26 protein-coding genes are annotated in these 25,249 nt (G+C 65.2%); 2 read left to right on the top strand and 24 right to left on the bottom strand.

Going from position 1 to position 25,249, the window contains the following annotated elements; all coding sequences use genetic code 11:
• The first annotated feature begins 119 nt into the window (after window positions 1-119).
• On the top strand, window positions 120-1,196 hold the full coding sequence (gene disA, locus CXR03_RS06095) for a DNA integrity scanning diadenylate cyclase DisA (RefSeq protein ID WP_104053770.1): 1,077 nt from the start codon (window positions 120-122) through the stop codon (window positions 1,194-1,196).
• A 33-nt stretch (window positions 1,197-1,229) separates the two neighbouring features.
• On the opposite strand, the gene CXR03_RS06090 is transcribed toward disA, so the two are convergent.
• Complete coding sequence (locus CXR03_RS06090) at window positions 1,230-1,916, bottom strand: hypothetical protein (RefSeq protein ID WP_104102597.1); 687 nt, start codon at window positions 1,914-1,916, stop codon at window positions 1,230-1,232.
• A gap of 87 nt (window positions 1,917-2,003) precedes the next feature.
• On the opposite strand from CXR03_RS06090, the gene CXR03_RS06085 reads away from it, so the two are divergent.
• Complete coding sequence (locus CXR03_RS06085) at window positions 2,004-2,993, top strand: A/G-specific adenine glycosylase (RefSeq protein ID WP_104102595.1); 990 nt, start codon at window positions 2,004-2,006, stop codon at window positions 2,991-2,993.
• 29 nt (window positions 2,994-3,022) lie between these two features.
• Here the strand turns inward: CXR03_RS06085 and dhaM are convergent, their stop codons facing one another.
• The 23 genes from dhaM to dacB form a co-directional block, all read right to left on the bottom strand.
• Complete coding sequence (dhaM, locus tag CXR03_RS06080) at window positions 3,023-3,787, bottom strand: dihydroxyacetone kinase phosphoryl donor subunit DhaM (RefSeq protein ID WP_104102594.1); 765 nt, start codon at window positions 3,785-3,787, stop codon at window positions 3,023-3,025.
• On the bottom strand, window positions 3,784-4,425 hold the full coding sequence (gene dhaL, locus CXR03_RS06075; RefSeq protein WP_104102592.1) for a dihydroxyacetone kinase subunit DhaL: 642 nt from the start codon (window positions 4,423-4,425) through the stop codon (window positions 3,784-3,786). Before dhaL ends, dhaM begins: the two co-directional genes overlap by 4 nt.
• Window positions 4,426-4,427: 2 nt before the next feature.
• A complete protein-coding gene (dhaK, locus tag CXR03_RS06070) occupies window positions 4,428-5,426 on the bottom strand; it encodes a dihydroxyacetone kinase subunit DhaK (RefSeq protein WP_104102590.1) in 999 nt (332 codons plus the stop codon).
• Window positions 5,427-5,633: 207 nt separating this feature from the next.
• A complete protein-coding gene (locus CXR03_RS06065) occupies window positions 5,634-5,810 on the bottom strand; it encodes a CsbD family protein (protein ID WP_104053564.1) in 177 nt (58 codons plus the stop codon).
• 158 nt (window positions 5,811-5,968) lie between these two features.
• Window positions 5,969-6,481: an amino-acid N-acetyltransferase gene (locus CXR03_RS06060; RefSeq protein ID WP_104053563.1), complete on the bottom strand. Its 513-nt coding sequence runs from the start codon at window positions 6,479-6,481 to the stop codon at window positions 5,969-5,971.
• A gap of 157 nt (window positions 6,482-6,638) precedes the next feature.
• Window positions 6,639-9,146 carry an ATP-dependent Clp protease ATP-binding subunit gene (locus tag CXR03_RS06055; RefSeq protein ID WP_104102588.1) on the bottom strand — a complete coding sequence of 836 codons (2,508 nt, stop codon included), beginning with the start codon at window positions 9,144-9,146 and terminating at the stop codon, window positions 6,639-6,641.
• A 122-nt stretch (window positions 9,147-9,268) separates the two neighbouring features.
• On the bottom strand, window positions 9,269-9,595 hold the full coding sequence (locus CXR03_RS06050; protein ID WP_104053561.1) for an Lsr2 family protein: 327 nt from the start codon (window positions 9,593-9,595) through the stop codon (window positions 9,269-9,271).
• 99 nt (window positions 9,596-9,694) lie between these two features.
• Window positions 9,695-9,877 (bottom strand): hypothetical protein, encoded by a 183-nt coding sequence (locus CXR03_RS06045; RefSeq protein WP_104102586.1) that lies wholly within the window; start codon window positions 9,875-9,877, stop codon window positions 9,695-9,697.
• A gap of 4 nt (window positions 9,878-9,881) precedes the next feature.
• Window positions 9,882-11,336 carry a lysine--tRNA ligase gene (gene lysS / locus CXR03_RS06040; RefSeq protein ID WP_104102872.1) on the bottom strand — a complete coding sequence of 485 codons (1,455 nt, stop codon included), beginning with the start codon at window positions 11,334-11,336 and terminating at the stop codon, window positions 9,882-9,884.
• Between the two features lie 167 nt (window positions 11,337-11,503).
• Window positions 11,504-12,388, bottom strand: coding sequence for a pantoate--beta-alanine ligase (gene panC / locus CXR03_RS06035; protein ID WP_258073535.1), 885 nt, complete (start codon window positions 12,386-12,388; stop codon window positions 11,504-11,506).
• 44 nt (window positions 12,389-12,432) lie between these two features.
• The gene (locus CXR03_RS06030) at window positions 12,433-13,350 is read right to left on the bottom strand and encodes a Rossmann-like and DUF2520 domain-containing protein (protein ID WP_258073508.1); all 918 of its coding nucleotides are present in this window, start codon (window positions 13,348-13,350) and stop codon (window positions 12,433-12,435) included.
• Window positions 13,337-14,932, bottom strand: a complete 1,596-nt coding sequence (locus CXR03_RS06025) for a PH domain-containing protein (RefSeq protein WP_258073507.1) — start codon at window positions 14,930-14,932, stop codon at window positions 13,337-13,339. The genes CXR03_RS06030 and CXR03_RS06025 overlap by 14 nt, the downstream gene beginning before the upstream one ends.
• Window positions 14,929-15,441, bottom strand: a complete 513-nt coding sequence (locus CXR03_RS06020; RefSeq protein WP_104102582.1) for a PH domain-containing protein — start codon at window positions 15,439-15,441, stop codon at window positions 14,929-14,931. Before CXR03_RS06020 ends, CXR03_RS06025 begins: the two co-directional genes overlap by 4 nt.
• Window positions 15,434-15,943, bottom strand: coding sequence for a DUF3180 domain-containing protein (locus CXR03_RS06015; protein ID WP_104102580.1), 510 nt, complete (start codon window positions 15,941-15,943; stop codon window positions 15,434-15,436). Before CXR03_RS06015 ends, CXR03_RS06020 begins: the two co-directional genes overlap by 8 nt.
• Before the next feature lie 8 nt (window positions 15,944-15,951).
• Window positions 15,952-16,449, bottom strand: coding sequence for a 2-amino-4-hydroxy-6-hydroxymethyldihydropteridine diphosphokinase (gene folK / locus CXR03_RS06010; RefSeq protein ID WP_104102579.1), 498 nt, complete (start codon window positions 16,447-16,449; stop codon window positions 15,952-15,954).
• Complete coding sequence (folB, locus tag CXR03_RS06005) at window positions 16,446-16,856, bottom strand: dihydroneopterin aldolase (protein WP_104102577.1); 411 nt, start codon at window positions 16,854-16,856, stop codon at window positions 16,446-16,448. Before folB ends, folK begins: the two co-directional genes overlap by 4 nt.
• Window positions 16,857-16,859: 3 nt before the next feature.
• Window positions 16,860-17,765, bottom strand: coding sequence for a dihydropteroate synthase (gene folP, locus CXR03_RS06000; RefSeq protein ID WP_104102576.1), 906 nt, complete (start codon window positions 17,763-17,765; stop codon window positions 16,860-16,862).
• Window positions 17,766-17,777: 12 nt separating this feature from the next.
• Window positions 17,778-18,368 (bottom strand): GTP cyclohydrolase I FolE, encoded by a 591-nt coding sequence (gene folE / locus CXR03_RS05995; RefSeq protein WP_104102869.1) that lies wholly within the window; start codon window positions 18,366-18,368, stop codon window positions 17,778-17,780.
• Between the two features lie 97 nt (window positions 18,369-18,465).
• On the bottom strand, window positions 18,466-20,580 hold the full coding sequence (ftsH, locus tag CXR03_RS05990; RefSeq protein WP_104102574.1) for an ATP-dependent zinc metalloprotease FtsH: 2,115 nt from the start codon (window positions 20,578-20,580) through the stop codon (window positions 18,466-18,468).
• Between the two features lie 221 nt (window positions 20,581-20,801).
• Window positions 20,802-21,353 (bottom strand): hypoxanthine phosphoribosyltransferase, encoded by a 552-nt coding sequence (hpt, locus tag CXR03_RS05985; protein WP_104053551.1) that lies wholly within the window; start codon window positions 21,351-21,353, stop codon window positions 20,802-20,804.
• A gap of 36 nt (window positions 21,354-21,389) precedes the next feature.
• Entirely contained in the window at window positions 21,390-22,532 is a 1,143-nt protein-coding gene (gene tilS, locus CXR03_RS05980) for a tRNA lysidine(34) synthetase TilS (RefSeq protein WP_258073506.1), read from the bottom strand.
• Window positions 22,533-22,544: 12 nt separating this feature from the next.
• Window positions 22,545-23,684, bottom strand: coding sequence for a zinc-dependent metalloprotease (locus CXR03_RS05975; protein ID WP_104102572.1), 1,140 nt, complete (start codon window positions 23,682-23,684; stop codon window positions 22,545-22,547).
• 62 nt (window positions 23,685-23,746) lie between these two features.
• Window positions 23,747-25,237 carry a D-alanyl-D-alanine carboxypeptidase/D-alanyl-D-alanine-endopeptidase gene (dacB, locus tag CXR03_RS05970; protein ID WP_104102570.1) on the bottom strand — a complete coding sequence of 497 codons (1,491 nt, stop codon included), beginning with the start codon at window positions 25,235-25,237 and terminating at the stop codon, window positions 23,747-23,749.
• Window positions 25,238-25,249: the final 12 nt, after the last annotated feature.

The following is a 25,249-nucleotide window of genomic DNA, read 5'->3' as shown; positions in this document are numbered from 1 at the left end:
CCTGCGGCGGACGGCACAAAGGTGGTCATTGTCCCGTGCGGGACCACTACTATAGGGAAAGTGTCTGTGCAATGTCCGCCCAGAACGCCCGTGGGCCCGACGGCCGGAAGGAAGTGACCGTGGCACGAAGTCCCGAAGATTCATTGAAGGCCACCCTGGCACGGGTTGCGCCGGGAACCGAACTCCGCGATGGCCTGGAGCGCATTCTCCGCGGCCGCACCGGCGCGCTGATCGTCATGGGATTTGACCGCACCGTTGACTCCATCTGCTCCGGCGGCTTCGACATCGGCATCGATTTTTCGCCCACCCGCCTGCGGGAACTGGCCAAAATGGACGGCGCCATTGTCTGCGACAAGGACGCCAAGACCATTCTGCGCGCAGCAGTGCAGCTGGTGCCGGACCACACTATCGAGACGCACGAATCCGGAACCCGGCACCGCACAGCGGAGCGGGTAGCCATCGAAACCGGTTTCCCCGTCATCTCAGTCAGCCAGTCCATGCAGATCATCCAGCTCTACGTCGGCGGACTGCGGCACGTACTGGAGGGTTCCGAGCCGGTGCTGGCCCGCGCCAACCAGGCCCTGGCCACTCTGGAACGCTACCGGGCGCGCCTGGACCAGGTCACCAACTCCCTCTCCGCTCTGGAAATCGAAGCCATGGTCACGGTCCGGGATGTTGCCGTCACCCTGCAGCGCCAGGAAATGGTGCGCCGCATTTCCGAGGAAATCTCCCAGTATGTCCTCGAACTCGGGGTGGACGGCCGCCTGCTGTCGCTGCAGCTCGAGGAACTCACCGCCGGCTTGGGTCCGGGCAGTGAGATGATCGTCCGCGACTACGCGGACCTGCAGGACGGCAGCCAGCGGCCCGAAGACCAGGTGGCCACGCTGCAGAACCTCAGTTCCTCCGACATGGTGGACCTGAGCAAGATTGCCGCCGTTGTGGGCTTCCAACCCGGCCAGGATTCATTGGAGGCCGTGGTGCAGCCCCGCGGCTACCGGCTGCTCAGCAACATCAAGTCCGTGCCGCCGGCGGTCTCCAACCGGCTGGTGGACCATTTCGGCGGCCTGCAGAACCTGATGGCCGCCAACATTGATGACCTAATGACGGTGGACGGCATCGGCGAGCAGCGCGCCCGCACCGTGCGCGAGGGACTCTCCCGCATTGCCGAGACCAGCCTGCTCGACCGTTTCATGTAGCGCTTCGGCCGGCTTTATTATCCAGCGGTCCGGTCACTCGAGTTCGAAAGTGGTCCGTTCGCTGCTGATGTTCCCCAGACGCGCGGTGAACGAGTAGGTTCCCGGGTTGGGATTGCTGGCAACTTCCGAACACCCGGGGGCGGAGCGCTGGCGGTCCCAGCTGAACTTTGCCGTTTCCACGGTGTTGGGCTTAATGGTCTTGAACAGATCCTCACCGGCCTGCTGGCAGTCGGCGGAGGAAAAGATCCGGTCTGAGCCGCTGGTGATGATGAACTCCATTTGGCTGGTGCCCACGTTGACGTCGCACGCCTCAGCCCCGGTGTTGGTGACCGTCATGGTCAGCATGGGGGCAACGCCGGCGGCGTAGCTCAAAGCGTCGGTGGTGGCGCTGACTCCCACGGAGGCCGGCGGACACAGCGCCGGTGCGGCGGTTGCGCTCGCTGTGGCTGCCGGGCTCGCGGCCGGAGCTGTCGGAGCAGCAGTGCCGGCGGGCATGGCTCCGGACTGCTGGCTGTCCGGCCCGGGCAAAGTGGCTTCCTCAGTTGTCTGCGTGGCGGAAGCGCTGTCGTCTCCCCGCAGCATGTTGGCCACTGCGCTGATGCCTGCGACAAGGCCTATCAGGACCAGGAGCACCAGGATTCCTGCGACGATCCTGCGCCGCCGGTAGACAGCCGCGCTGGGCCGCTCTGGAGCCCTGTTAGATGTTTCGTTCCCAACCATGCCTTAAGGCTAGGTACCCGGCCCCGGATTACCTGCCGCACCACGCCGGTTAGTAGAGTATTGCTGGTCATAACCAAGGGAGAATGCATGGAACCGGGCCTGCAGCAGGCACCGCAGCTGCATACGGAAATCATCAGCTGGTTCACGGCCAATGCACGCGATCTGCCGTGGCGGCGTCCCGGGTGCAGCCCGTGGGGTGTGTTCGTCAGTGAGATCATGCTGCAGCAGACCCCCGTGGTCCGGGTATTGCCGGTGTGGGAGCAATGGATGAAGCGCTGGCCGGAACCGTCCGCCCTGGCCGCCGAGCCGAGCGGGGAAGCGGTTCGCGCCTGGGGCCGGCTGGGGTACCCCCGGCGTGCGCTTCGACTGCATGCCGCTGCCGCCGCCATGACGGACCGCTTCAACGGTTCCGTTCCCGCAACCCGGGAGGAACTCCTTACTCTGCCCGGCGTGGGCACCTACACCGCTGCGGCGGTTGCCTCTTTTGCCTTCGGCCGCAGGGAAACAGTGGTGGACACCAATATCCGCCGGGTCCATGCCCGGGCACTTTCGGGCAAAGCGCTGCCTGCGCCGGCGCTGAATGCCGCTGAAATGCGCCTGGCCGTGGCGCTGCTGCCCGACGACGACGCCGCCTCCGTCGCCTGGAATGCGTCCGTCATGGAGCTGGGCGCTCTTGTGTGCACTGCCCGGTCCCCCAAATGCGCGGTGTGTCCGGTGCGGCAGCGCTGTGCCTGGGTGGCCGCCGGAGAACCAGCACCCGATTATGTGCCCAAGGGACAGACCTGGGCCGGCACCGACCGGCAGGTCCGCGGCGCCCTCATGGCCGTGCTGCGGCAGGCCCGGGAGCCGGTCCCGCGGAATCTGCTCCTTGGCCCGGCGGACCTGATGACGGCCGCCGCCGCAACTTACAACACGGCGGCAAGCTCAGTGGAAGCGGACCCCGGGACGGACGCAGCCGCGCTGGCCAAGCTATACGCCCTGCAGGCGCCCGCCGAACAGCTGGAGCGCGCCCTGGCCGGTCTGCTGGCGGACAAGCTGGCCGAAGAAAACGACGCCGGCCTGCAGCTTCCCGTCTGAGCGCAGCAGCCCCGCCGGGCTCCCCCAGGCTAAATCTCGCCGAAACCGTTGCGGACTTCCAGTGCCATCATCTCCACGGCCCGGGCCGCATCGGGACCGCGTGCCGTCACGGTCAGGGTTTGCCCCTGTCCCAGCCCGAGCGTCATCAGCATCATCATGGACTTGGCGTCCACTCCGTTGATGCGGACCTCCGCATCCAGGTCCGACATGGCCTGGGCCACGGCTGCGGCAGGGCGGGCATGCAGTCCCGCCGGGTTAATGAGCTCCCACGAACCGGTGTGAACCCCCGCATCATCGGGATCGAAATCATCGTCACCGGCATCGCCCGGCTCCCCGGCGGCGGCTGTCGGTTCCGTGCCGGGCTGGGCTCCGGAGTCCTGGGTGCCGGTGTCCCGGGTGCCCGCCCGCCCCGGTATTCTCCCTGCCGACTCGGCTTCCTGCAGCACTGCCTGCAGGGTTCTTCCGGTTTGGGCGGCAACTGCCGCCGCCACGGTTCCTTCAACCAGCGGCGCGTCGGCCAGGCGGACACGTGCCCGCTGCTCGTCTTCAAGGAATTCCACTGCCGTTTCGGCGGTCATGACCGCCGATCCCAAGTCTGCAAGCAGCAGTGCCCCGTCGCCGGTGTCCGCCGCAGCAATGGCAGCGGAGATTTTCTCCAAGCTGGTGCCGATCCCGCCGTCGTCCGTACCTCCGGCCGTTTCGATGGTGACGTCCCGTGCCATCTGCGCCGCCAGCTCCCGGAGACCCTCAGCGAGTTTGGCGCTGTGCGAAACGATCACCAGTCCAACGCTCATGAGCCTTCTTCCGCTGCTTGTGCCGCCGCCTGCAGGATCAGGACTGTGGAAGCAGCCCCGGGATCAAGATGGCCGGCACTGCGCTCTCCGAGGTAGCTGGCGCGGCCTTTGCGGGCTATCAGCGGTTCGGTGCCGGCAAGGCCGGCCCGGGCTCCGTTTGATGCGGCGGCAAGCACCTCAGCCGATGAGGCCGAGGCGCCGGCTGCTGTCTGGGCTGCCTCAACTGCCGGCGTCCAGGCATCCACCATGGTTTTGTCTCCGACTTCGGCTTTTCCGCGGGCAACAATTCCGTCCCGTGCGGCAGTGAGGACAGTGACCAGCGTTCCTGGATCCAGGTCCGCTGCCGGTCCCGCCGCCGTGGCAGCACGCAGGAATGCCGTGCCGTACAGCGGCCCGGCTGCCCCGCCAACTTTGGACATCAGGGTCATGGCGGCAAGCTTCATCACGTCACCCGGAGTGGCCGGGGTTCCGTCCGCATCCAGCTTCTCCACCACCGCCGAAAATCCGCGGTCCATGTTCTCGCCATGGTCCGCATCACCGATGTCCCGGTCCAGGTCGATCAGGTGCTGCCGGTTCTCGGCCATGGCTGCGGCTGCTGCACGCATCCACCGGTCTGCCCACGCTGCGTCCAGTGACATGGTTACATCCCCCATCGCAGGGCCGGCGTGTTCACCGGCGAGTCCCAAAGTTCCGTCATTTCATTGTCCAGCCGCAGCACCGTCACCGAGGCCCCCTGCATGTCCAGGGCCGTGATGTAGTTTCCCACCAGGGAACGTTCAACCCGGATACCGCGCTCGGCCAACACTTCCGCTGCCCGGCGGTAGACGATGTACAGCTCACTCAGCGGGGTTCCGCCCATGCCGTTGACGAACAGGAGCACAGGGTCCCCGGAGGAGGCTCCCAGGTCCTGCAGAACGGGTTCCAGCAGCTGGTCCGTGATGCTGTTGGCGTCCGCCATGGGCATCCGGCGCCGGCCCGGCTCGCCGTGGATTCCCACTCCCAGCTCAATTTCATTGTCGGCCAGGGTGAAGCTTGGTTCCCCGGCATGGGGAACGGTGCAGGGGGCGAGGGCCACTCCCATGGACCGGACATTGGCATTGACGCGTTCCGCCACCGCGGCCACCTGCTCCAGTGTGTCTCCCCGTTCCGCTGCCCCGCCGGCGATCCGCTCCACAAGAACCGTTCCGGCCACTCCCCGGCGGCCCGCCGTGTACAGCGAATCTTCCACCGCGACGTCGTCGTTCACCACCACTGTGGCGACGGTGACGCCCTCCGCCTGCGCCAGTTCAGCAGCGGTCTCAAAGTTCAGGATGTCCCCGGTGTAGTTCTTGACGATCAGCAGGACCCCGGCGCCGGTGTCGGTTTCAGTGATTGCAGGAAGGATCTGATCCGGAGTGGGGGAAGTGAACACGGCTCCGGGGACTGCCGCGTCCAGCATTCCGGTGCCTACGTAACCGCTGTGCAGCGGTTCGTGTCCGCTGCCGCCGCCGGAAACCAGGGATACCTTGCCCCGCGACGGCTCCCGGCGGAGCACGAGGTCAGGATCGCTGTGGACACGAACCAGGTTATGGTGGGCCAGCCCAAATCCTGCGAGGGACTCAGAGACAACCCTGCGCGGGTCATTGATCAGCTTCTTCATCTTTGAGCAGCTCCTTCAGCGCAACGGCCCGTACAGGCGATGCGGCTGCACCGGTGTGTTCGGGATCAGGACATCTGTGAGACTGCTTTCGACCCTACCCCCGGGACTGACCGTTGGACAGCGAACGGAGGGATCGCATTAAACAGCGGCGGGAGGGGCATCATGCCCCTCCCGCCGCCTCCCGGACGTGTTATGTCCGAGGAAGGTCTACTTGCCCTTGAAGGCATCCTTGATGTTTTCGCCGGCCTGCTTGGCACTGCCCTTGGCCTGGTCGCCGTGTCCTTCAGCTTCCATGCGCTCGTTGCCGGTGGCCTTACCGAGGCCTTCCTTGACCTTGCCGCCAAGCTTCTCGGCTGAATTCTGCACCTTGTCATCTGCGCCCATAATTGGATCCCGCTTTCTGATCGTGGTCCGCCGGCAACTGCCGGGTCGCCGGACCGTGAATGATGCTAAGTACCCTGAGCTTATCCACCGGCAGGAGCAAAAGGCCAGCCGGTGCGGGTCAGTTCCCCTGATCGCGAACACCCGCCGCATCAGCGGTGCTACAGCGTGCGGATCATCCGGGTGTTTCCCAGGGTGTTGGGCTTGACCCGCGCGAGGTCCAGGAACTCGGCCACTCCCTCGTCGTGGGAGCGCAGCAGTTCGGAGTAGACCTCCGGATCCACGGCCGACTGATTGGCCATCACCTCGAATCCGTGGCGTCGGAAGAAGTCCACCTCAAAGGTCAGGCAGAAGACACGTTGCACACCAATCTCCACGGCATCGGCCAGCAGTGCCTCCAGCAGGACGTGGCCAACGCCGTGCCCGCGCCAGCGGCGGTCCGCGGCCAGGGTCCGCACCTCGGCGAGGTCTTCCCACATGACATGCAGCGCACCGCAGCCAATCACCTCGCCGTCGGGCCCTTCCGCAATCCGGAACTCCTGGAGCCCCTCGTAGTAGGCAACCGCTTCCTTCGCCACCAGGATCCGCTCGTCGGCCAGGGGCGCCACGAGGGAACGAATGCGGTGAACATCGGAGGTGCGTGCTCGGCGGACAGTGATGGTGGTGGAAGTCACCGGTCCAGTCTAGGACTGCACGGTCTGCGCGCCGCAAAACGGCTGTCAAGGCACGCAATGGAAGGGATCCGGAAACGCGAAAGGACCCGGCGGGCTGCATGCCCGCCGGGTCCTTTCATCTGTTCAATCTGCGCATGTGTTCACACTGCGCCGCAGGCTAGTCGCCGACGCCCGCCTCAATTGCGGACGGTGCCTCTTCGAGGGCCTTCGGTACGCCGTGTCCCACGAAGGTGAAGGTGGCGTCGTCTCCTTCGCCCTCCACATCCACGGACACCAGTTCTCCGGGCTTCAGATCCCCGAACAGGATCTTCTCGGAGAGCTGGTCCTCGATCTCGCGCTGGATGGTCCGGCGCAGCGGCCGGGCACCCATGGCGGGATCGTAGCCCCGTGTGGCCAGCAGAACCTTGGCCGCGGGGGTCAGCTCGATGGTCATGCCCTTGTCCGCCAGGCGCTTGCCCAGACGTTCCAGGAACAGGTCCACGATCTGCACGATCTCGTCCTGCGTGAGCTGCGGGAAGACCACCGTGTCATCAACACGGTTCAGGAACTCGGGGCGGAAGTGCTGACGCAGTTCCTCCGTGACCCGGGCCCGCATCCGGTCGTAACCGGTCTTGGTGTCGGTGCCGGACTGGAAACCGGTGGAGACGCTCTTGGAGATGTCCCGGGTTCCCAGGTTGGTGGTCATGATGATGATGGTGTTCTTGAAGTCCACCACGCGGCCCTGGCTGTCCGTCAGGCGGCCGTCTTCGAGGATCTGCAGCAGCGAGTTGAAGAGGTCCGCGTGGGCCTTTTCCACCTCGTCGAACAGGACCACGGAGAACGGACGGCGGCGGACCTTTTCGGTCAGCTGCCCGCCTTCTTCGTATCCGACATATCCCGGAGGGGCACCGAAGAGCCGGGAAACAGTGTGCTTCTCGGAGTATTCGGACATGTCCAGCGTGATGAGTGCTTCTTCGTCGCCGAAGAGGAACTCAGCGAGGGCCTTGGCCAGCTCGGTCTTACCAACACCGGTGGGACCGGCGAAGATGAAGGAACCGCCCGGACGCTTGGGGTCTTTGAGTCCGGCCCGCGTACGGCGCATGGCCTGCGAGATGGACTTGATGGCCTGATCCTGACCGATGACGCGCTTGTGCAGCTCGTCTTCCATCTTGAGCAGGCGCGTGGATTCTTCTTCGTTGAGCTTGACCACGGGAATGCCGGTGGAATTGGCCAGCACCTCGGCGATGAGCTCCTCATCCACCTCGGCAATGTCATCCAGGCCGCCGGACTTCCACTGGCGCTCCTTTTCAGCCCGCTGGTCATGGAGCTTCTGCTCCTTGTCCCGCAGGTTGGCAGCGCCTTCGAAGTCCTGGGAATCGATGGCTGATTCTTTCTCCAGCTTCAGCGCAGAGATGCGCTCATCGATCTCCTTGAGCTCCGGCGGAGCCGTCATGCGGCGGATCCGCAGGCGGGCGCCGGCCTCATCGATCAGGTCAATGGCCTTGTCCGGCAGGAAACGGTCACTGATGTAGCGCTCCGCCAGGGTTGCCGCCGAAGTCAGCGCGGCGTCCGTGATGGACACGCGGTGGTGCGCTTCGTAGCGGTCCCGCAGTCCCTTCAGGATTTCGATGGAGTGCGCAACGGAAGGTTCGTTGACCTGGATCGGCTGGAAACGCCGCTCAAGTGCCGCATCCTTCTCGATGTGCTTGCGGTACTCGTCCAAAGTGGTGGCACCAATGGTCTGCAGTTCCCCGCGGGCCAGCATCGGCTTCAGGATGGAAGCTGCGTCGATGGCGCCTTCGGCGGCACCGGCGCCCACGAGGGTGTGGATCTCATCGATGAAAAGGATGATGTCGCCGCGGGTGCGGATTTCCTTGAGGACCTTCTTCAGGCGTTCCTCAAAGTCACCGCGGTAGCGGGAACCGGCAACGAGGGAACCCAGGTCAAGCGTGTACAGCTGCTTGTCCTTGATGGTTTCCGGGACATCGCCGCGGACAATGGCCTGGGCCAGCCCTTCAACGACTGCCGTCTTGCCGACGCCGGGCTCACCAATCAGAACAGGGTTGTTCTTGGTGCGGCGGGACAGGACCTGCATGACCCGTTCCATCTCATGCTCGCGCCCGATCACCGGGTCGAGCTTGGACTCGCGCGCTGCCTGGGTGAGGTTGCGGCCGAACTGGTCCAGGACAACCGAACCGGCCGGCTGGCCTTCCTGCTGCTGGCCGCCGGAGCTGACAGGTTCCTTGCCCTGGTAACCCGAGAGCAGCTGGATGACCTGCTGGCGCACCCGGTTCAGGTCAGCGCCAAGCTTGACCAGTACCTGTGCGGCAACGCCTTCGCCTTCACGGATCAGCCCGAGCAGGATGTGCTCGGTGCCGATGTAGTTGTGGCCAAGCTGCAGGGCCTCCCGGAGGGAGAGTTCGAGAACCTTCTTGGCACGCGGGGTGAAGGGGATGTGGCCGGACGGGGCCTGCTGGCCCTGACCGATAATCTCCTGCACCTGCTCACGCACGGCACCGAGCGAAATACTCAGGGATTCAAGGGCCTTAGCTGCGACACCTTCACCCTCATGAATGAGCCCGAGCAGGATGTGCTCGGTGCCGATGTAGTTGTGGTTGAGCATGCGAGCCTCTTCTTGGGCAAGCACGACAACGCGACGGGCACGGTCGGTAAATCTTTCAAACATGAGGCACACTCCTAGCTAACGCGTAATTCGATGCTACGTGTCCTGCGCGTGCTTAAGGAGCGTGTTCGCCGTAGGCGTGACCACGGCCCCGAATAAGGTTCCCGGGAGGCCCCTGCCGGGCCCTAGCCCTGCGCGGCCCGGTACGCTTCGATAATTTCGCTGTTTACGCGTCCACGCTCCGAAACGGTGTATCCGTTGTTGCGGGCCCATTCACGGATCTGCGCCGCTTCGTTGCTGCGTGCAGAACCCGCAGCACGGGGGCGCCCGGTGCGGCCGCCCACCTTGCGGCCTGCATCCAGGTAGGGCTTCAGGGCCGCACGAAGATTCTTTGCATTGTCTTTGGAGAGATCGATCTCGTACTGGGATCCGTCCAGGCCGAACCGTACGGTCTCATCCGCACTTCCGGCATCGAGGTCATCAACCAGAATGATTTTTACTTTTTGCGCCACAACAGGCTCCTAAGCAGTGTTAAACCCGAAAAAAACGATAATGAGACCACCTAGAGTATGACGCAATTTTGAATGTCCCGTCAAAGCCGGGGGGCTATATTAATTACTTTCTTTTTCCGGGGTTCCACTACTTGTATCCGGATCCGCCGCAAGGTCGGCTTCGCGCTCCGCTTCAGCAAGCGCCTTTCGTTCCGAACGGTCCACGTTGAGCAGGGCCTTCATCACAAAATAAAAGAGAGCTCCAACACATATTGACGGCAGGAGAACTTCAACGTATTCCATGCTTCTAACCCATTTCCGGCTTTAACAGGGGGAACAAAATTGTTTCCCGGATACCTGTGTTCGTGAAAAGCATCACTAAACGGTCAATTCCCAGCCCGATTCCGCCCATAGGCGGGGCACCGTATTCAAGGGCGCGGAGGAAGTCCTCGTCAAGGGCCATGGCCTCATCGTCACCACCGGCGGCCTTGAGCGACTGCGCGGTGAGGCGCTCACGCTGGATCACGGGGTCAATGAGTTCGGAGAAGGCAGTACCGCGCTCCATGCCGCCGATGATGAGGTCCCAGGCTTCAATGAGGCGCGGGTCATTCCGGTTGGGGCGGGCCAGCGGCTGGGCCGACGGCGGATAGTCATAGACGAAAGTCGGCTGAATCAGGGTCGGTTCGACAATCTCCCCAAAGAGCTCCACCACCAGTTTCTCGGCATCCCATTTCGGATCCACCTTGACGGCATGCTTTTCGGCGATGCCCCGGAGGGTTTCGGCGCTGGTGTCCGGAGTGATCTCCACACCAACGGCTTCGGAAAGACCGGGGTAAACGGACAGCCATTTCCATTCGCCGTCCAAATCAATGGTTCCAGCCTCAGTTTCGATCTGGCGGCTGCCCACCAGGTCAGCGCAGTGCAGGATAATTTCCTTGATGCGGTCCGCCATCACGTACTGGTCGGCGTACGCCTCATAGCATTCCAGCGTGGTGAATTCAGGGCTGTGGGTGGAGTCGACACCCTCATTGCGGAAAATGCGGCCCAGCTCAAAGACCCGCTCAATGCCGCCAACAACCGCCCGCTTGAGGTAGAGCTCAGTGGCAATCCGCAGCGTCATCTTCTGGTCGAAGGCATTCAGGTGGGTCTCGAACGGACGCGCCGCGGCACCGCCGTGAATCAGCTGAAGCATGGGAGTTTCCACTTCCACGTACCCGTGGCTGTGCAGAGTGTCGCGGACACCGCGAATGATGGCTGCCCGCTTGTACACCATGTCCCGGGCTTCCTCGCGGACCATCAGGTCCACGTAGCGCTGCCGGACCCGGGTCTCTTCGTTCAGTCCGGCATGCAGTACCGGCAGGGGGCGCAGGGCCTTCGAAGCCATGGACCAGGATTGCGCCATGACTGAGAGCTCGCCGCGCCGCGAGGAGATGACTTCCCCGCGGATGAAGACGTGGTCACCAAGATCAACCAGCGCCTTCCACTCGGCCAGGGCCTCTTCTCCGACCACGGCCAGGCTCAGCATGGCCTGCACGCGGGTGCCGTTTCCCTCCTGGAGGGTGGCGAAGCACAGCTTGCCGGTGTTGCGGATGAAGACGACACGGCCGGTGACGCCGACAACTTCGCCGCTCGTCTCATCGGCCTGCAGGTGTCCGAACTTTTCCCGAATCTCTTTCAGCGAGTGCGTGCGTTCCACACCCACCGGGTAGGCCTCGGAACCGCCGGCGATCAGACGCGCCCGCTTCTCAGCGCGGATGCGCATCTGCTCGGAGGTGTCGGCTGCTTCGGGAACGGGGCTGGATCCGGGAACGGAGTTAGATGTGGTCACACCCTTAAGTTTACAGAGCCGCGCGGCGCGGGCTTACGGCCCGCACCCAGCTTGTTCGCGGCGGGCGCACAGTCTGATGGTTTAATGCACAGTCTGATGGTTTAAGCGGTGTCCGGGTTCTCCAGCGGCAGGTTGTCGATCAGGCGCACGGACCCCACCTGCGCCGCCAGCAGCGCCAATGCGGGCTTCTCCAGCGGACCGTCGGTGGCCCTGAGCGGTTGCAGCGTCTGCGGGTCCACAATGTCGAAGTAGTCCAGTTCCACCAGCGGTTGTGCTTTCACAAGGGCGACGGCGGCGGCCAGGTCCGGCGCTTCACCGGCGGATACCCGGTCCCGCAGGGAAAACAGGGCATGCGGAAGCACCGCTGCGGCGCGGCGGTGGACAGGGTCCAGGAACCCGTTTCGGCTGGACTCGGCCAGTCCGTCCGGGGCCCGAACAACAGGCACGGCCTTGACCTCCGTGTCGAAGTTGAGGTCGGCGACCATCCGCCGGATCAGCACCAGCTGCTGGGCATCCTTTTGTCCGAAATAAGCCCGGTAGCGGACCGGAGTGCCGGATGCCGCGGCGGGGGACGCGTAGTGCAAGAGCTTGGCCACCACGGTCAGCACGCCGTCGAAATGTCCGGGGCGCGAGGCTCCCTCATAACGGGCCCCCAGGTCTCCGGAGCTTACCCGCACCAGCGGCGCTCCTTCCGGATACACCTCGTCCTCGTCGGGTGCGAACACGAGGTCCACGCCGGCGTCGCCCAGTAGTTCCACATCCGCTTCGAGGGTGCGCGGATATCGGCGCAGGTCCTCGGGATCGTTGAACTGCAGCGGATTGATGAACACGGTGGCAACGACGACGTCGTTCTCGGCCCGCGCGGCATCCATCATGGAGCGGTGGCCCTGGTGCAGGGCGCCCATGGTGGGTACCAGGCCAAGACTCAGCGGTTCCTCCCGCGCGCCGGCCCCGGCGGCACTTTTTGCAGCGAGCGCTTCAGCGATGGCAGCCTTCAGTTCCGCAGCCGTGCGCACCAGCTGAGGAGAATTCACTGTCCCTCGTCCGGGCTCAAGGCGTCAATAACGGCTTTGCCGCGCTCTTCGCTCAGCAGACCCCTGTCGATGGCCCGCAGTGCAGTGGCCAGGGACAGGGCACGATAGGTATCCCTCAGGTTGGCGCTGTCCTGGGCGGCCATTTCCTGCAGGTGCGCGCTCACGGTTCCGGCGTCCCCGCGGGCTACAGGTCCGGTGAGGGAATGCTCTCCGGAGGCCAGGGCGTTTTCCAGCGAAGCCCGCATGAGCGGGCCCAGCAGCCGGTCCGGGTTCTCCACCCCAATGTCCTTGAGCAGCTGTGTGGATTGGGCCGTGATGGTGACCAGGTGGTTGGAGGCGTGCGCCAGTGCCAGGTGGTAGTTGACACGGTCCGCTTCATCAATGACCACGGGTTCGGCACCCATCTCCACCACCAGGGCCTGGGCGATGGGCAGCACCGCGGTAGGGGCGGTCACGCCAAAGGAGCAATCAGCCAGCCGGGTCAGGTCGAGGCTCATACCGGTAAAGGTCATGGCCGGATGCAGGGCCAGCGGGATGGCGCCGGCCCGGCGGGCGGGCTCGAGGATTTCCGTGCCGAAGCGTCCCGAGGTGTGGGCAACAAGCTGCCCGGCCTGCCAGGCATTGGTTGCCGCCAGTCCGGAGACCAGCGGACCCAGGGCGTCATCCGGAACAGCCAGGAGCACCAGTTCGGAACGTTCCACAATGTCCGGAATCTCCATGACGGGGACGCCGGGCAGCAGGTTGGCCGCACGCTCACGGCTTTCCTCACTCACTGCAGAAACGCCGACGACGGCGTGCTCAGCCGCGCGCAGGGCCGCACCCAGGACGGCTCCGACCCGTCCGGCGCCGATCACGCCGATGCCGAGCCGGCCGCGCCGCCGCTTGTCAGCGGTGCTCATCTCAGAGCTGTTCATGGGGGTACTCCTTGGAAACTGTTTCAGCGGGAAGTGGTGACGGGTCCTCGGGTGCCGGGGCGGCCGCGGAGCTGTTCCAGCGGCCGGTGCGGTCCCGGCGCCGGGCCTCGCGTGCCCTGACGGCCTGTTCCAGGAACAGCGTGCGGGCATCGTCGACGTCGATCTTCCGCACGTGCGGACGGACGGGACCGGGAGTGGAATGCAGGATCAGGTCACTGGTGCCGAAGCGCCGGCGCAGCGGACCCTGCTCCAGGGCGATGGACTGGGTGCGCTCGTGCGGCACCACCGAAAGGACCCGCCAGAGCGCTCCGCTGCGGATCAGCAGTGCAGTGTCCGTCAGGGCATAACCGTTGCGGCGCCAGCTCAGCGGTGCGATCCAGCGGGCCCGGCGCGGCGTCGTCGTGAATCCGTCAGCACCGTCCCGGCCCGTGATCCCGGCCGTAAAGACGTCCACCGGGCGTTCGGTGCCCGGTTCGGGCAGGACAAGGGCGAGAACAGCAAACACTTCGGCCAGCGTCCCTGCCGGCAGCAGCTTGGTGCGGGCCTGGGTATCGGAGGTGGTTCCGGCGCCGTAGCCTGCCACATTGACGGACACCCGATACCACCCGGTGAGCCGCCACAACGGTGACTGCGTGACGGACACCGCCTGGATCCGGCCCGGAGGCACGGTCTGGGTGCGGGTATCCAGCAGGCCGTAGCGCAGCCGGATGCCGTCCCGGGAGACCGAAGCCCGGAAATTGAAGGACGTGGAGAATTCGGTCCAGTACCCTCCAACAGTGCCAAAGAGGATGGGCAGCATGATGGCCAGGCTGATCGCCTCTCCGGTGGCGACCGTAATAACCAGAACCACAGCAATGCCGATGAGCAGGAACAGGGTGGTGCCGGAGAGCAGAGTGGCGGCAATGACCCGTCCCGGCCGCAGCTCCAGGACGGGCTGCTCCGGGGCCTCGCGGGGGCCGGAAACAAAGGTGCCGCCGGCGGGATCGGTTCCCGGTGCACCCGGAACGCGTTCAGCGCCGTCGCCCGGGGAGCCGGTTTCCGTCCCGCCGGTTTCGGCGGCAACCTCGGTGCCGGTGCCGGCACCGGAGGCACGGTTCAGGAGCAGTGCCCGCAGGCGCTGCGCATCATTCAGTTTCAGGTACGCCAGCTGAACCGCTGATTCTCCGGCGTCGGCAACCTCAAAGCGCAGTTCGGCCAGCCCGAACAGGCGCGCCAGGAGCGGCTGGACAATATCGATGGCCTGCACCCGGTCCAGGCGTGCCTGGCGCTGCTTGCGGAACACCACTCCGGAGTGAACACGGACGTGGTCATCCGTGACCTGGTAGCGGGTAAACCACCAGGACAGGAAAAAGATGCCGGCCAGGATCAGCAGGACCGCGGCGAGGATGCCTGCACCAATGAGCAGGGCGGTCCCGTCAAGCGGGTTTCCCGGTCCTGAGCTGTTGTTACCGCGGAAGCCCGCTGTCTCCTCGAACCAGTTCCGGCCGATAACAAAAGCGATTGCGGCCAGCGCAATCCACCCGCGGACCAGAGGTGACACCGGATGGACGCGGGCCCACTCCCCGTTCTGCGGGACGCTCACAGTCCGGCCAACTGCGTTTCGCCGCGTTCGGACAGGTGCTCCCGCAGACGTGCACCCTCGGAGGCAGGCAGACCGGGCAGCACGGCATTGGTGCCGGGGGCGGCAGTGTGCAGTTTGACGGAGCACAAACCGAAAGCGCGCTCAAGCGGGCCCACGGTCACGTCCACATACTGCATCCGGCCGTACGGAACCACGAGGGTGCGCTGGAAAAAGATGCCGCGCCGCAGCAGGAAGTCCTCGTTGCGTTCTGCGTAACAGACAGCGCGGACCTGCCGCGGCAGCAGAACCCCGCGCCAGAGATAAGCGGCTGCGACCACCGCGGGAAGCCCCCAGGCCAGCCAGTCCGGAACCCAGGTCCAGGCGCCGACGCTTCGCAGGATGAGGGGCAGGCAGGCTGCGGCCACTGTAAGCACGGCTTCCACCGCCCAGCCGATGAGGCGGACCGTAAGGTACCTGGGCGAGATGTGCTCCCAGGACAGACCGCCCGGATCGATGGCTTCGCTAGGCATATTCTCCGTCTTCCCGTTCATCTGCGTCATCCGGGCGGGCGGCCGTGCCGCGCCCGTTGGAGTCATCCGGCGGAAGCCGGCAGAAGCGTTCCACCAGGAGCCCGACGGAGATCATGAGGACCCCTCCGGCGATCATAGCCAATGACCCCCAGGTGGCGGCATGCCCCGGACGCAGCGACCAGAGCGGCAGTTGCTGGATGAAGACCCCTGCATGCCAGCCCAGCAGCAGCGAACCCGCATAGGCCGTGGCCTGGGCCAGGACCAGCGTCCGGGTGGCCGCGATCGGGTCCAGCTCGCGGTCGCGGCTGCCCTGCTGCCAGCGCCGCACCCGCAGCCCGAGAAAGAGCGTGGCTCCCGATATCAGCACGACGGTCAGCAGCCCGATGATGCTCAGGACTGCCGGGGGCAGGGAGTTGCGGGTTGCCCAGTCGTTGACCAGCCAGCCGGCAGCACCGGACGCAAGGACAATGACAGCCAGCCAGCGGTATCGGATGCTTCCCACGGTGAGGATCAGTCCCCTTCGAAGATTTCCAGGCCGGGCAGGTCTTCGGCTTTGGCAGCCAGTTCAGCAACGGGGGTACCCGAAAGCACTGCTCCCGGATCCATCCAGGCCCAGGGCTGCAGCACAAACGCCCTGGTGGAAGCGCGGGGATGGGGCAGGGTCAGGGTTTCGTCGTCGAGCACCGTGTCGCCGTAGGTAATGATGTCGACGTCGAGCGTCCGCGGACCCCAGCGCACCTCGCGGACCCGGTGGTGTGCGTTTTCCACCGCCTGGCAGTGCGCCAGCAGGTCATGCGGGGCCAGATCCGTCTCCACGGATATGACGAGGTTGAGGTAGTCCGGCTGGTCCGGTCCGCCCACGGGACGGGTGCGGACCACCGGAGAAACTGCCTGCAGGCGGACGCCGGGATGGTCGGCCAGCTGGGCGACGGCGTCGGAGAGCGTGTCGCGGCTCTCGCCGAGGTTGCTGCCCAGGGCCAGGACTGCGGTTACGGCACCGGCGTTCATGACCGGCTCCTGCGGATGGTCACTGATACGTCGCCGAACGGAACCGTAATGGGTGCCTGCGGTTTGTGCACTGTTACTTCCACGGCATCCACGCCGGCGAAGCCACCCAGAACGGCCGCGGCAATGCGCTCGGCCAGTGCTTCGATCAGGTTCAGGGGCTCGCCGCTGATGATGGCCGCCACCTGCTCGGCAAGGACGCCGTAGTGTGCGGTCTTGGTCAGGTCATCGCTGATTCCGGCCGGCTGCAGGTCCGCGTGCAGCACGAGGTCCACCACAAACGGCTGTCCGTTGCGGCGTTCCTCCTCGAAGACACCGTGGAAACCCTGCGCGGTGATGCCGGTCAGGGTGATGGTGTCGCGGACGCCGCGCACAGCTGTGCGTACGTCGGAGGCGTTGGTTGTGTTCATGGGTCAGCCTTTCCAGGCGGCAGCGGTCTTGACGGCGTCCACGCTGGGGCCGACGTTGTGCACGCGCACGCACCAGGCGTTGGAGAAGGCGGCCAGCGCGGTTACGGCCGCCGTGGCGCTGTCACGCTCAACCGGCGGAGCCGGCTCGCCGGCGCGTGTCAGCAGCGAACCCAAAAAACGCTTCCTGGATGCACCGATCAGCACCCTGTGGCCCATGGCGTTCAGGCGGTCGGTGGCCCGCAGGAGTTCCCAGTTGGCGGAACCGTCTTTGGAGAATCCCAACCCGGGATCGATGATGATCTGCTCGGGGGCAACCCCGGCTGCGTAGAACATTTCCCGGATCTGTTCGAGTTCGGAAATGACCTCGTCTACCACGGAGTCGTAGGCGGCACGCGGATCGGCGCTGCGGACCGCGCCGCGGCTGTGCATCAGGACGTAGTGGACGCCGGTGCGGGCCACCAGGGCCGGCATGGCGGGATCGACTTCCGTGCCGGATACATCGTTGATGAGGCAGGCGCCTGCGGCAATGGCTTTTTCCGCCGTGGATGCGTTCATGGTGTCCACGCTGACCAGGACTCCGGCCCGGGCCAGGGCAGCCACCACGGGGAGGATGCGCTGCTGTTCCTCTTCCGGGCTTATGCGGACGGAATCGGGGCGGGTGGACTCGCCGCCCACGTCAATGATGTCGGCGCCGTCATAGTGCATTTTCAATCCGGCATCGACGGCTGCGCCGGTGTCGGCGAAGCGGCCGCCGTCGCTGAAGGAATCCGGGGTAACGTTCAGGATTCCCATCACCAGTGTGCGGCCGGAGGGAAGGTCCTCGAACCGCCGCGGCGCCCCGGCCGGGCGCAGGAGCCTCAGCGGAGAAGTGGCCGGGCCGGTTCCCGGAGCAGCTGCGAGTGAATCCATGGGGCAGACGTCCTAACGTCCGAGAATGAGGCTCATGGCCTCGGCGCGTGTAGCCGTTTCACGCAGCTGGCCGCGCACTGCGGAGGTAACGGTTTTGGCTCCGGGCTTGCGGACCCCGCGCATGGACATGCACAGGTGTTCGCACTCGATGACGACTATGGCTCCGCGCGGGTTCAGGTTGTCCATCAGGGCCTCCACGATCTGCGTGGTTAGCCGTTCCTGAACCTGGGGGCGGCGGGCGAAGACCTCCACCAGCCGGGCCAGCTTGCTGAGTCCGGTAACCAAACCATCCTGTGACGGAATGTAGCCAATGTGGGCGGTGCCGTGGAACGGCACCAGATGGTGTTCGCAGGTGGAGAAGAACGGAATGTCCTTCACCAGCACCATCTCTTCGTGCTCGATCGCAAAGGTGGTGGCCAGCAGATCAGCGGGGTCCTGGTGCAGCCCGGCGAAGATCTCTGCGTAGGATTTCGCCACGCGCTTTGGCGTGTCCTGCAGTCCCTCGCGGTCAGGATCCTCACCGATCGCCAGGAGGATCTCGCGGATCGCCTTTTCGATTCGGGGCTGGTCCACGGGGGCCGGGGGAACGGAGAGATTCTCCATTGTCAGTTCATCGTCGAAATCCGTCACTGCTTGATCCTACCGTGACTGTTCGGAACGACGGCGGCCCGGCACTTCCGTGCCGGGCCGCCGTTCGCTGCTATCGGTTGGTCTGTTCCGGAGTGTCGGTCCCGTCGGTGCGGCCGGCTGTTCCGCCGGTGCCGCCCTGTCCGGGATGCCCGGATCCGCTTCCCTCGGGCTGAGGGAGCCCGTTGCCGGACACGTCGAAGTCCTGGGGCAGGTCAGCGTCCGCTATCTGGTCCTGCGGGGATACCGTGTCCGGATCCGGCTGCCCGTTGGCTGCTGCCTCCCGGCGTTCCTTGGCGGAAACCACCGGCGGCAGGCTGTGGACCTGGCGGGTGGGCTTGGACAGCCACACTTCGCGGACGTCACGCTTGCGCACGTCGGAGAAGACCTCGGCAATTTCGGCCTGGTTCAGCGTCTCGCGCTCCAGCAGTTCCAGGGCCAGCCGGTCCAGGACGTCCCGGTTCTCGGTCAGGATCTGGTAGGCCTCGTCATGGGCGTTGTCCAGCAGGCGCCGGACTTCCTCATCCACCACGTAGGCCACCTGGTCAGAGTAGTTACGTTCCTGGCCCATGTCCCGGCCCAGGAACGGCTCGCCGCCGCCGGAGCCCAGCTTCACGGAACCGATCCGCTCGCTCATGCCGTACTGGGTGACCATCTTCCGGGCCGTTGCAGTGGCCTTTTCAATGTCATTGGAAGCACCGGTGGAGGGGTCGTGGAACACGATTTCCTCAGCAACGCGGCCGCCCATGGCGTAGGCCAGCTGGTCAAGCAGCTCATTGCGGGTCACGGAGTACTTGTCATCCTGCGGCAGCACCATGGTGTATCCGAGGGCACGGCCGCGCGGCAGGATGGTCACCTTGGTGACCGGGTCCGTGTTCCGCAGAGCGGCTGCCACCAGGGCGTGTCCGCCCTCGTGGTACGCGGTGATCTTGCGCTCGAGTTCCTTCATCACGCGGCTGCGCTTCTGCGGACCGGCAATGACACGGTCAATGGCTTCATCCAGCGCCCGGTCATCGATCAGCTGGGCGTTGGAGCGCGCGGTCAGCAGCGCCGCTTCGTTGAGCACGTTGGCGAGGTCCGCACCGGTGAAGCCCGGAGTCTTGCGGGCCACGGTTTCCAGGTCTACGCCGTCGGCCATCGGCTTGCCCTTGGCGTGGACCTGCAGGATGTGCAGGCGGCCCTGCATGTCGGGGGCCTCGACGCCGATCTGGCGGTCGAAGCGGCCCGGGCGCAGCAGCGCGGGGTCCAGTACGTCGGGGCGGTTGGTCGCGGCAATCAGGATGACGTTGGTGTTGCCGTCAAAGCCGTCCATCTCGACGAGGAGCTGGTTCAGGGTCTGCTCGCGCTCGTCGTTGCCGCCGCCTACGCCGGCACCGCGGTGGCGGCCGACGGCGTCGATCTCGTCCACGAAGATGATGGCCGGAGCGTTGGTCTTGGCCTGCTCGAAGAGGTCGCGGACGCGGGATGCACCCACACCGACGAACATTTCCACGAAGTCGGAACCGGAAATGGAGTAGAACGGCACTCCGGCCTCGCCTGCCACCGCGCGGGCCAGCAGGGTCTTACCGGTACCGGGAGGACCGTACAGCAGGACACCCTTGGGGATCTTGGCACCCACGGCCTGGAACTTGGCCGGGTCCTGCAGGAACTCCTTGATTTCGTGCAGTTCCTCCACTGCCTCGTCAGCTCCGGCAACGTCGGCGAAGGTAACCTGCGGCATGTCCTTGTTGGTCAGCTTGGCCTTGGACTTGCCGAATTTCATGACCTGCGAACCGCCGCCCTGCATACGGGAGAGCAGGAACCAGAAGATGACACCGAGAATGATGAAGGGCAGGAACAATCCAAGGAAGCTGGTGAACCAGTTGGTCTGCACCGGCTGGTCGGTGAAGCCGGAGGCACCGGAATCGTTTACCGCATCGACAATGTCCTCGCCGCGGGCGGTGCCGAAGTAGAACTGGACGTTCTTGGCCGGATCGGGGTCATCGCCACGGAGCGTCAGGTCGACGCGCTGTTCACCGTCATAAATCTTGGCCTGCTCAACCTTCTGGTCCTTGAGCAGCTGCAGGCCCACGCTTGTGTCCACCTGGGTTGCCCCGTTGGGGGAAAGGGTGGGAAGAATGAGCACCAGAAGGGCCAGTGCCAGGATTATCCAAATGCCTGGCCCCTTGAAGAAGTTCTTAGATTTCATTCGTCGTCAGGGCGTACGCCCCGTCCCTCCTGATCAACAACGCTGATAATGCGCGGAAATATACTCGAACAAGCTATACACCGTTACCTGATGGAACACGTCCGGAATACCGGGAAAGTTCCCTCAGGGCGTAGCCGGCCGGCGTGATGCTGATCGCGGATGCGGCACCGGAGGCAGTCGCCCGAAGGCCGCCGTCCGGTGCCGCAGAACTGCGTTGGAGCTTACTCGTAGACGTGCGGAGCCAGGGTGCCGATGAAGTCGAGGTTGCGGTACTTTTCGGCGAAGTCCAGGCCGTAACCGACCACAAACTCGTTGGGGATGTCGTAACCGACATATTTGACGTCGATTTCAACCTTCGCGGCGGTGGGCTTGCGCAGCAGCGTGCAGATCTCGACGCTGGCCGGTCCGCGGGACTGCAGGTTGGTGCGCAGCCAGGAGAGGGTCAGGCCGGAGTCGATGATGTCTTCAACGATCAGCACATGCTTGCCCAGAAGGTCCGTTTCGAGGTCCTTGAGGATGCGGACAACGCCGGAGGACTGCGTGCCGGAACCGTAGGAGGAAACTGCCATCCAGTCCATGGTGACGTGGCTGTGCAGGGCGCGGGACAGGTCTGCCATGATCATTACGGCACCCTTGAGCACGCCCACCAGCAGGACATCGCGTCCGGCGTAGTCGCGGTCAATCTCTGCCGCGAGTTCGTTAACCCGTGTTTGGATCTGCTCTTTGGTGTAGAGAACGTGCTTGAGGTCTGACTGGACGTCGTGTGAATCCACGAATGGCTCCCGGGTGCGAGATGTTGCAGCTGGATTTTAGGTGCTGCTCTTTTTCCTAAAGACAAGATTGCCATAGCCGGAGGGGCCTTGGGGAACCGGATTGGTGCGCACCTGCCGGTACACGCTGACTTTGCCGACCAGTTCCACGGGTCCGGCTGAGCCTGTGCGGCGCAGCAGTGCTTCCACCGACCGCAGCCGTTCCCAGCTGGGCTGGGCGCCTCCGAGCTCGACGGCGGCGAGGGCCAGAACGCGCTGCCGCACCGCGGGAGCCAGCTTCCGCAGCTGTGCCTCGGGCAACAGGATCGTGTCCTTCGAGGGAGCTGGCGGCTCTGATGCGGAGTCCGGCTGTGCGCGCAGCCGGGCGAAAGTGTCGGCACTCACGGCGTCGAGGTAGTCTGCGTCACCGGCGAGGATACGTGAGGAACGGAACAAAGCTTCGGCGATTCCCGGGCCAAGTTTTTCCTCCAGGAAGGGCAGCACCTCGGCCCGGACCCGCGACCGCGCGAACGCCGGATCGGCGTTGCTGGGGTCCAGCCACGGGTCCAGCCCCTGGCTGTCGCAGATTTCCTCGGTTTCGCTCCGCCGCAGCCCCAGCAGCGGGCGCAGGTACTTTCCGCGGATCGGGCGCATCCCGGCCAGGGACCGGGTGCCGGACCCGCGTGCCAGGCCCAGGAGCACCTGTTCGGCCTGGTCGTCGAGGGTGTGGCCCAGCAGCACGGCGTCGGCGCCCGTCTCTTCCACGGCTGCGTCCAGCGCCGCATAGCGGACAGTCCGTGCGGCCGCCTCGGGCCCCATGCCGGAAACCGGGACCGAAACAGTGCGGACCTGGACGGGCTCCAAGCCCATTTCCCTAAGTTTCGCCGCGGCTGCGGCTGCGACCTCGGCCGATCCGGGCTGCAGGGCATGATCCACGACGACGGCGCCCACCCGGTAATCGCCGCGGCGGGCGAAGAAGGAGGCCGCTTCGGCCAGTGCCAGCGAGTCGGGTCCGCCGCTGCAGGCCACCAGCAGCAGGGGCGGCTGTTCCTGCGCGGTGCCGCGCGGCTCAAGGCCCGCGTCCCGAAGGGCGTCGCGGAGCATGTTGCGGGCTTTGCCCAGGGTTGGGTTTAGGCGTTTGCGCGGCCTGCGTTCCGGCGTGGAGAAGGATGTGGAGGCGGGGGGATCAAAATCAGTGGACATCTGCACGTTCTGTTAGAGCCCCATCCGGGTCATCCAGAGGGACGGGTTGTGAATTTCAGCTTCGGTGGGCAGGTTCTCCGGGCCCTCCCAGACCCGGTTGAATCCTTCCATTCCCACCCGGTCAACAACGGAACGGACAAACTTGGATCCGTCCTTGTACTGGCGCATCTTGGCGTCCAGGCCCATGATCTGGCGGAAAAAGCGGTCCAGCCAGCCGTGGCTCTTTCCCCGGGCGTTGAACCGCTGGCGGATGGTCAACACGCTGGGAACAATCCTCGCGTCCACGGCGTCCATGACCACGTTGGCGTGTCCCTCCAGCAGCGACATCACGGCGGTCAGATGGGACATCCGTTCCTTGTCCGCCGGATCCTGAAGGAGGGACATGATGTCCATCGGGCGCCTGGGGACGTCGTCGTCGTTTCCGCCGGTGATAGCCGCACGGCCTTCGGGGGAAGCAAGCGTCTTGGCGGCGTGGCTCAGCCGCTCGGACAGGGTTTGGGCCTTGTCCATCAAGCCGTTGGTCAGCAGACCGATCTGTTCCACCATGTGTCCGCGGAGCCAGGGCGCGGCAGCGAACTGCACCCGGTGGGTCTGTTCATGCAGGCAGACCCAGAGCCGGAAGTCCGCCGGATCCACGTTCAGCTCGCGTTCCAGGGTAATGATGTTGGGCGCAACGAGCAGCAGCCGGCCACCGGCGGGGCCGCCGGGGGTCTGCGCCGCGAAGGGATCGTATTGTCCCAGGACCTTGGAGGAGAGGAAGGCCAGAACGGCACCCAGCTGGGCACCGGTAAGCGTGCCGCTGAGCGCGGTATTGGCACCCTTGAGCTGCTCCGGATGCGTGCGGGCCAAATTCTCCAGCGCAGGATTCATGAGCGCGGCGAAACTGCGGGAATTGGCTTTGGCCCAGGACGCGCGGTCAACCACGAGGACCTCGGAATCACGCAGATCACGCGCGGCTTCCAGCCCGGTGATCCGATGCACATGGGTGACCGCCTCATCTGCCCTCGCCCGAAGGTCCGCTACGGCACCGCGGATTTCCTTTGCGGTCATCTTTGGTCCGGCGGACACCAGGGTGGCAGCCGTTCCTGCGGCCAGGTCCCAGTTCACCAAGTCGGCGGCGGCCGGGACGGGGTGCTGCTGATAGCTCTCCATCCGTCCATCAGAACACACAGGTTCTCCAATGGCAGGAGGGTTCGCTGTCCGCCGAACCCGGCTCAGCGGCACCCGCAGCCGGCCAGGACGGCAGCAGCCGCGTCCACGGCCTCTCGGGCCTGCGCAGTGTTGTCCTCCAGCCCGTTGGCTACGAACGCAAAAGACAGGAGCCGGCCGTCGGCGTCAGTCACAAATCCGGTGAGTGATGTCGCCGCAAACAGGGTGCCGGTTTTGGCGCGGACCAGTCCTGCCGCCGGGCTTGCCTCAGGCAGCCCGTCTGCGCCAACAGGCTCCGTAGAGGCATCCTCGGTGAACCGGGACGCCAGGGTTCCGCTCAATCCGGCCACCGGGAGGGCGTAGGGCAGGTCCCGGACGCTGTTGTCCGACGACGTCAGGGCGGCCCGAACGGTCGAGGCCAACTGCAGTGCGGAGATCTCCGTTCCGCTGCCCAGCCCGGAGACATCGGCCAGCACCATTCCGGAGGTGTTGACCCCCAGCCCGGAAACTGCCGCTTTCACGGCCGCTGCTGCGCCGTCGAAGGAGCCCTCACCGCCGGTTTTCAACGCCGTCATGCGGCCCAGTGTTTCAGCCAGGTAGTTATCCGAAATCAGCAGCATCTGCGTCACCTGTTCTGAAACCGGAGCCGATGTTACGGCCGCCAACCGGTCAGCGTCGTCGCCGGCTGTTCCGCGTGTGACCTGGGGGTCCACTTTAAAGCCGTAGCCGGCGGCAGCGGTTTCCAGAGCGGCAGCGAAAGCGTCACCGGCGGCGAGCGCGGCGTCGTCGACCCGGGCCCCGTACTGCTGTCCCTCAACCGCCCACGCCGAGTTAACGGCCAGCGGATACAGGGCCGCAGCCTCCCCTGCCTCCACGTCCTCCTTGTTCCAGGCCGCCGAGAGAGTGTCCCCGGTGAACAGTGAGTCATCCACCTGGATGCTGATCGTCCCGGATACTTCGCGCCCGGAAAGGGCCGCTGCTGTTTCCTCGGCCAGCGTCTGCAGCCCCGCATGACCGACGACGGCGGTCTCATCCGACTCTCCGGTCCCCAGCAGCACATCACCGCCGCCTGCCAGCACCACCGTCTCGGGTGTGCCGCCTTCATACACCGAGGTTTCAAACCGGGTGTCGGATCCGAGCACGGAAAGGGCAGCAGCGGCGGTCAGGACCTTGAGGCTGGAGGCGGGGGTTGCCGCGGCATCGCCGTCCAGGTCATAGAGGATTTCACCCGTCCGGGCATCCAATACGGCACCGTGGAACTCTCCGCTGCCGGGAACCACCAGTTCTGCGTCAAGGAGATCGCCCAGCGCTTGCCGGTCCGGCAGGGGCGCGCCAAGGTTTGCGGGCACTGGAAATTCAGTGCGCCCGGAGGATAAAGCCCCCGGCGCCTGCTGATGAGCGGGCACCACCAGCTGCCGCTGCGGCTGCTCCCGGGCCAGCGCTGCCAGCACGGGCGGGCCGGCATAAAGACACAGCGGAACCACCAGGACAGCCATAACCAGAGTCAGCAGGAGGCCGGAAAAAACCCTTCCCATCACCTCACCGCTGCTTTCCATTTATAGGTCCCG

Origin of the sequence: Arthrobacter sp. 08Y14 (assembly GCF_002929455.1) — a bacterium.
Classification (GTDB): Bacteria; Actinomycetota; Actinomycetes; order Actinomycetales; family Micrococcaceae; genus Arthrobacter_B; species Arthrobacter_B sunyaminii.
Note: the sequence above shows the minus strand (reverse complement) of the source record. Positions and strands in the feature narration are given on the sequence as shown.